Here is a 6,525-nt window from a genome sequence, read left to right as displayed (position 1 = left end):
CAGCAATAGGTAGATCTGCCATAATCTCATTCCACCTCTAAAAAGAGGTGTATTAGTTAATATTTAAACGTTTCGGGATAATCTCGGAAATTTGCGTTTCTCTTTACCATTGAGGGTATGTCTGGACAGGGCACCTCGATAACCGGCAGGGAACGGTGCCGATTGAAAAAATCAAATTATGGCCCCCAATTCGGAATCAGGGGGAAAATCTCGGACTTTTAAATTGCACCAGAGATTTCGCAAGCATTACTGCATTGGTATAATCTGCAGAGGCGCGCGACGTATCCACGAAAATTCTATCGATATTTACCACCGGAGCACCATGCCCCGCCCCGGCTCCGAGGAAGACGAGCGTACGAAAGATCAGGTTCCCGGAGATCCCGTCGGGAGCCACGACCATCCCGTACCTTCCCGCCGCCGCCTCGATCAGGATCTCGGTGTGCTCCGCACCGGTCAGGCGTGCGACGAGCTCGGCATCCGCCATCGTCCGGTCGACGGACGGATGCCGCCCGAGATCCCCGAGCCGCCCTCCCGAGAGGATCGCCACTCCTTCGGCGAGGCCGAAATTCCGGGCGATATCCCTGCCGACTCTGGCGAACCGCACCTTCTCCTCGACCGTCCAGCCCTCGTCGACCCCGACCGGAGCCAGGAGGAAGAGGCGGCCGTCGGCGGTCTCGAGGAGGGCAATCCGCTCGAGGCAGTCGACACCCGCAGCCTGCTTGAGGACTTTCAGGGTGGTGGATGCGGGCAGGGTGCCCCTGACGGCGGCATCGATCCTGCCGGCATAGAGAGCCTCGATGAGGGCGATCTCCGGCTCCTCGGCCTCGATGACCGTAACCGCATCACCAAACGTTCCGGCGGTCCCCGGAGGGGAAAACAGAATGAGATCGACCTCCCGGCCGACCGCCCGGACCGTCGAGAGGATCTTTGGATCTGGGGACGCCGCACCAAGCCCGACCGTTACCGGCATGCCCCTCCTTCGGGGAAGAAGCGCATGATCCCTTCCCGGTCCAGATCGAAGACCTGCGTCTCCCGGCCCAGGTATCTGACGGAGAGCCTCCGGCTCCCGTTAACCTCCCCAATAGCGGCGGCGGTGATCCCGACGTCGGCGAACCGGCGGCGGACCTCCTCCACGTTCTCCGGTTTAACGGTCAGGATGAACCCCATGCCGGGATACATGCGCACCCACTGCTCGAAGGGGAGGTCGATCGCCGAGAGGTCCGGCCGGGGTATCGCCTCGAGGTCGATCACCGCGCCCTTTTCGCTCACCTCGAGGAGCATCCCGAGCGTCCCGATGACGCCCGGGTTGCTGATGTCCTTGCCGGCCGTCACCAGGTGCTCCTTCCCGAGATCCTGCATCACCCGGATCTGGGCCCGCACCGCTTCCGCCGACTTCATCGTGACCGAGTCCCAGTTGAAGCAGCACGACGGGTGCACCCGGCCGTCGAGGTCTATCCCCGCGATGACTACGTCGCCCTCCTCTGCCGTGTCCGAGAAGATGAGCTGGTCCATCGTGGCCGTCCCGAGGATCGCCACATCCACGACGCTGTAAGGCGTATTCGGGTGCAGGTGCCCGCCCACGATCGGGACGCCGAACTGCGTGGATGCCGCGACCATGCCCCGGGTCACTTCGTCGCGGAGCCGATCGTTCGTGACGGAGAGGATATCGACCATCGCAACAGGCTTCCCGCCCATGGCGGCGATGTCGTGAACGTTCACGAGCACGGCGCAGTACCCCGCCCAGAACGGGTCCGCCTCCATCAACTTGCTCCAGATACCGTCCGCCGCAAGAAGCAGCGCGTCCTCTGCGTTATGCCGGATGACCGCGGCATCCTCACCGAACGAAGCGACAACGTCGGGGCTCTCTATCCGGAGAGACCGGATCATATCCCCGATCTCCTTCTTCCGGGTAACGCCCTCGTATTCCCTGACGGCCTGTGCTACCGTATCGGTGGAGCAATCCTTCACCACAAGAACACCAACATTCCAGGTTTCTTTATGGTATTCTGCTTCATCAAAGATAATGTATTTGATTCACCGGTATTATGCACTCCGTTCCGGGAACCTATCGGGAAGGGAACTGCCGGCAGGCATTCGGCCGGGACGGGTACGACCTTCTTGCGGCGCGTCCTCCGGATCGTCTTGCATCCGCACCGGGGTGGCATTTTTGATGCACCGCACCCAATAGTCAGGTATGGACTGGGTGGAGAAGTACAGGCCGCAGCATCTTCAGGATGTCGTGGGGAACTCCGGCGCCGTCAGGCAGATATACGAGTGGGCGCGGGACTGGTCGCGGCGGAAGAAACCGCTCATCCTGTACGGAAAACCCGGTACCGGCAAGACCTCAAGCGCGTATGCCCTCGCAAACGACATGAACTGGGAGGTGGTGGAACTGAACGCCTCCGACCAGCGGACGAAAGCGGCCCTCGAGAAGGTGGCGGGCTCGGGCTCCACCACGGCCAGCCTCTCCGGCGCGAGCCGCAAACTTATCCTGCTGGATGAGGCCGACAACCTGCACGGGCAGGCCGACCGGGGCGGGGCGAAGGCGATCGTGGAGATCATCGGGGCGTCGCAGCAGCCGATCATCCTGATCGCAAACGACTACTACTCCCTCACGAGAGAACTCAAGGCGGTCACGGAGCCGGTGCAGTTCCGGGCGCTCCAGGCCCGCTCGATCGTCCCCCGCCTCCGCCAGATCTGCGCCGCGGAAGGCATGACATGCGATCCCGCCGCGCTCGACGATATCGCGAACCGCGCCGGCGGGGATATGCGTGCCGCGGTGAACATGCTCTACGCCGCGGCCGTCGGGAAGGAGCACCTCACGGCGGGCGACGTCCACACCTCCGCAAAGGACGAGCGCTCGACCATCTTCGAACTCGTCGGAGCGACCTTCAAAGGACGCAGAGACGCCGACCTGCTCCGCATGGCGGTGGAGGTCGAGGACACCCCCGACGCCGTCGAACAGTGGCTCGAGGGGAACCTCGACCACATGCCGGACCTCGCCTCCCGGGCGGAAGGCTACGCCTGCCTCTCGAGGGCGGACGAGTACATCGGCCGGACCTACCGGCGGCAGTACTACACCCTCTGGCGCTACGCGAGCGCGGTCATGCTCCTCGGCGTCGCCGACGCCGCCGGCGGGCACGGCGTCCACGGCCGCATCATGCCGCCGTCGCGCTGGCAGAAGATGGGGGCGTCGAAGAAGCAGAAGGCAGTCCGGGCGGGCCTCTCCCGGAAACTCAGCGAGATGACGCATATACCTCAGGATGCACTGCGGGAAGACTTCTTCACCGCGATCACCATCCTCGTCGAGCGGGACCCTGCAAAATACGTCCGCGAGTTCGAGCTCGACGCCGACGAACTGAACCTCTTCATTCACGACAAGGCCCGGGCCACGAAGGTCGTCAAAGAGGTGGCGAAAGAGGAGAAGGAGAAGGCGAAGAAGGCCGCCGCCAAAGAGAAGGCGCCAACAAAAGGCAAGAAGTCCCGGGACGACGACCCGCCCGCAGATACCGGAGAATCCCGGCGGGACCCATCCCCGGGCCAGGCGACGCTCTTTTAAAGACGGCGACAGCGGTAGCGGTGGAGGAGGGCCGGGCCGCAGTCCACGACCTCGCCGCCGTCCCCGTAGATCTCGCATCCCAGGTGGTAGACCAGGAGGTCGCTGTCGATCCGGTCGGCAAGCGCGATCAGCGGCGGAACCATCTCCACGCCGGGCCGCACGGCATAGATCAGGTCCGCACCTTCGTAAAGCCGGAGATCCGGCTCGAATATATCGTCGGTCACGACGTCGAGCCCGTCGTGCGGGACGCCCGGTCGTATGTCGGTGCAGAGCATCAGGGCGCCGGCGGCCTTGATCAGCCTTGCGGCGTCGGGATTGTTGCCGACACCCACCTCGACGGCCCGCCGGTAGCGGGCGGCGATATACTCCGCGATACTCAGTTCAATATGTTTATACCGACACATTACCCAGAGATTAGGTAATGGGCATCAATATTCTTTGGGACCCGCAGGCACCGGCAGGTGTCGAACTCCCGGTCGTCCGGATGATCGCGATGATCCTCGGGGATGAACCCGCACTCGTCGAATACCCGTTCCTCATCGACGGTTACGACCGGAACCGCGACCAGCACGATGCTCAAAAGATCCTGGATCGCCTGCAGGACACCCTCACGCGCAGGTACGATATCGACGGCCCCCTGCTGCTCGTCACCTCCCGCGACCTCTACGTCAACGGGTGCGACTTCGTCTTCGGCCTTGCACGGCCGGCATGCGGCGTCGCCGTCGTCTCGACCGCCCGCCTCGGAAACGACTACTACGGCAGGACGCCGGACGACACCGACCTCATCGACCGGACGGCAAAAGAGGGCGCGCACGAACTCGGGCACCTCCTCGGGCTCGACCACTGCGAAAACCCCGAGTGCGTCATGTTCCGGCCGAGAACCCTGGACGAACTGGACCGGAAGAGAAAGATGCTCTGTCCGGCCTGCAGGGAGGGGCTCGCGTCGCTGGCAACGCGATGACGGCAGGTCCGATCCCTGCTGCCGATAACCCCCGCCGGGCGAGCGTCTTCCGGCTTTTCGACAGGAGACGGGCAGAGAACCCGGCAAACAAAAGTATTAAACGAACGCGCCGGGAAACCTAGATCACGATGGGATACTCTTCTTCCTTGATCCAGCGAAAGTTCAAAGATATCGTCGGGAGGCGATATGACTCGATCTTGAAGGATTACAGCGAGTTCCTGCTGACCGACGAGGAGATGCTCGTCCCCGAGATCAGGTCGATCCTGGTACCGCTCGACCTCTTTGTCCACGAGATCACCGACGAAGCAATCGACGTGCTCTCCGCCTACGACGCCACTATCTCACTCGCCTACATCACAGATGCCGAGGTGATCGAGCTCCTCGAACAGGCGCTCGACCATGAATTGACGGAGGAGTTCCGGGCAAAAAAGGAAGAATACGGCCAAAATCTCCTCGAACGGACTGCAGCCAAACTCGAAGAACACGGCTTTTCGATCCAGACACGGATGTTTGTCGGGCATAAGGGCGACGATGTCATCCGGATGGCGAAGAACCACGACATGGTCGCGCTCTGCCGCCGCTACGCCGACGGTGAGTCGACCGACGTCTCGGTAAGCCCGATCGTTCTGCGTATCTGCCAGCGGGTGGAGACCCCCGCGCTCATCTACTGAAGGGTGCATGGATGGAAGCAGTGGTGCTGATCGCGGTAGCGGTCTTTCTCTTCACCTATGCGCTCATCATCGACGAGCGGATCCACCGGGCGGTCGCCGCCATGCTCGGTGCGGCGATCGTGGTCTTCGTCGGAATCGTTCCCTGGGAGGCCCTCCTCGAGCACGTCGACTTCGGGACGATCTTCCTGCTCCTCGGGATGATGATCATCGTCAACACCGCGCGGGGCAGCGGCCTCTTCGAATATATCGCGATAAGGACGGCGAAACTCGCGAAAGGCAGCCCCATCCGGGTTCTCGTCCTCTTTGCGATCGTGACCGCGATCGTGAGCGCGTTCCTCGACAACGTCACCACGGTCCTTCTCCTCACCCCGATGCTCCTCTATGTCGCGAGGGTGATGAACCTCAACCCCATTCCCTTCCTTGTCACGGAGATCTTCTCCTCAAACGTCGGCGGGGCTGCGACGCTCATCGGCGACCCGCCGAACATCATGATCGCGTCGTCTGCGGGACTGACGTTCAACGAGTTCATCATCCATCTCGGGCCCATCATGATCGTCGACATGGCGATCCTCCTCCTGATGATGTACGTCATCTACGGCAGGTCGATGAGGGTGAGCGCCGAAGAGCGGCAGGAGCTGGTCAAAACACTCGAGGGTCTGGACGAGCGGGCAGCGATCGTTGATCGGTCGCTCTTCAACAAATCGGTGGCCATTATCGTCTTCGTGGTCCTGCTCTTCTTCGTCCACGACCGGATCGGCGAGATCCTGCACGTCGTCCTGCCGTTCGTCGACCCGGCGATGGGGCTCGAACCCGCTCAGGTGGCCCTCATCGGAGCGGCGATACTCCTCTTCTGGAGCCGGCAGTCGCCCGAGGAGATATTCGAGAAGATCGAGTGGCCGGCCCTCTTCTTCTTCGGCGGACTCTTCATCATCGTCGGGGCCCTCGTCGAGACCGGCGTCATCTCGAGCATCGCCGCAATCATGGTCGAGAACGTCGGCTCGACCGGTGAGGCGATGTTCATCGTAACCTGGTTTGCCGCCATCGCCTCGGCAATCGTGGACAACATCCCCCTGACCGCAGCGATGATCCCGCTCATTCATGACCTGGGGGCGACGATGGACGTTTACCCGCTCTGGTGGTCGCTCGCCCTCGGTGCGTGCCTCGGCGGGAACGGCACCGCCATCGGGGCGTCGGCAAACGTGGTCGTTATCGGTATCGCCGAGCGTGAGGGGATCAATATATCCTTTGTCGACTTCCTGAAGGTGGGGATGCTCGTGCTCTTCGTGACGGTGGCGGTAGGTTTTGGAATACTCTGGCTGAAATTTGCGATGTGA

The 6,525-nt window shown here is 62.2% G+C and carries 7 protein-coding genes; 4 read left to right on the top strand and 3 right to left on the bottom strand.

Annotated features, from left to right (window positions below):
* Positions 1-196: 196 nt before the first annotated feature.
* Both mtxX and EI28_RS08095 read right to left on the bottom strand, forming a co-directional pair.
* Positions 197-970 (bottom strand): methanogenesis marker protein Mmp4/MtxX, encoded by a 774-nt coding sequence (gene mtxX, locus EI28_RS08100; protein ID WP_048114118.1) that lies wholly within the window; start codon positions 968-970, stop codon positions 197-199.
* A complete protein-coding gene (locus tag EI28_RS08095) occupies positions 961-1,971 on the bottom strand; it encodes a methanogenesis marker 2 protein (RefSeq protein WP_048114117.1) in 1,011 nt (336 codons plus the stop codon). Before EI28_RS08095 ends, mtxX begins: the two co-directional genes overlap by 10 nt.
* A gap of 223 nt (positions 1,972-2,194) precedes the next feature.
* On the opposite strand from EI28_RS08095, the gene EI28_RS08090 reads away from it, so the two are divergent.
* On the top strand, positions 2,195-3,559 hold the full coding sequence (locus EI28_RS08090; protein WP_048114116.1) for a replication factor C large subunit: 1,365 nt from the start codon (positions 2,195-2,197) through the stop codon (positions 3,557-3,559).
* Here EI28_RS08090 and EI28_RS08085 read toward each other — a convergent pair.
* Positions 3,556-3,963 (bottom strand): UPF0146 family protein, encoded by a 408-nt coding sequence (locus EI28_RS08085; protein WP_048114115.1) that lies wholly within the window; start codon positions 3,961-3,963, stop codon positions 3,556-3,558. The genes EI28_RS08090 and EI28_RS08085 overlap by 4 nt on opposite strands.
* A gap of 17 nt (positions 3,964-3,980) precedes the next feature.
* On the opposite strand from EI28_RS08085, the gene EI28_RS08080 reads away from it, so the two are divergent.
* The 3 genes from EI28_RS08080 to EI28_RS08070 all read left to right on the top strand — a co-directional run bounded on the left by EI28_RS08080 (position 3,981) and on the right by EI28_RS08070 (position 6,525).
* Entirely contained in the window at positions 3,981-4,520 is a 540-nt protein-coding gene (locus EI28_RS08080) for an archaemetzincin family Zn-dependent metalloprotease (RefSeq protein ID WP_048114114.1), read from the top strand.
* A 128-nt stretch (positions 4,521-4,648) separates the two neighbouring features.
* Positions 4,649-5,191: a universal stress protein gene (locus EI28_RS08075; RefSeq protein WP_048114113.1), complete on the top strand. Its 543-nt coding sequence runs from the start codon at positions 4,649-4,651 to the stop codon at positions 5,189-5,191.
* Positions 5,192-5,202: 11 nt separating this feature from the next.
* Positions 5,203-6,525 (top strand): SLC13 family permease, encoded by a 1,323-nt coding sequence (locus EI28_RS08070; RefSeq protein WP_048114112.1) that lies wholly within the window; start codon positions 5,203-5,205, stop codon positions 6,523-6,525.

The sequence above is a fragment of the Methanoculleus sp. MH98A genome (assembly GCF_000691865.1).
GTDB lineage: Archaea > Halobacteriota > Methanomicrobia > Methanomicrobiales > Methanoculleaceae > Methanoculleus.
This window is presented reverse-complemented; position numbering and strand designations above follow the sequence as displayed.

Bases quoted from the DNA above. Each gene is read 5' to 3' on its own strand.
- EI28_RS08090 (WP_048114116.1), top strand. From the start codon at position 2,195: ATGGACTGGGTGGAGAAGTACAGGCCGCAGCATCTTCAGGATGTCGTG.
- EI28_RS08070 (WP_048114112.1), top strand. From the start codon at position 5,203: ATGGAAGCAGTGGTGCTGATCGCGGTAGCGGTCTTTCTCTTCACCTAT.
- EI28_RS08080 (WP_048114114.1), top strand. From the start codon at position 3,981: ATGGGCATCAATATTCTTTGGGACCCGCAGGCACCGGCAGGTGTCGAA.
- EI28_RS08085 (WP_048114115.1), bottom strand. From the start codon at position 3,963: ATGTGTCGGTATAAACATATTGAACTGAGTATCGCGGAGTATATCGCC.
- mtxX (WP_048114118.1), bottom strand. From the start codon at position 970: ATGCCGGTAACGGTCGGGCTTGGTGCGGCGTCCCCAGATCCAAAGATC.
- EI28_RS08075 (WP_048114113.1), top strand. From the start codon at position 4,649: ATGGGATACTCTTCTTCCTTGATCCAGCGAAAGTTCAAAGATATCGTC.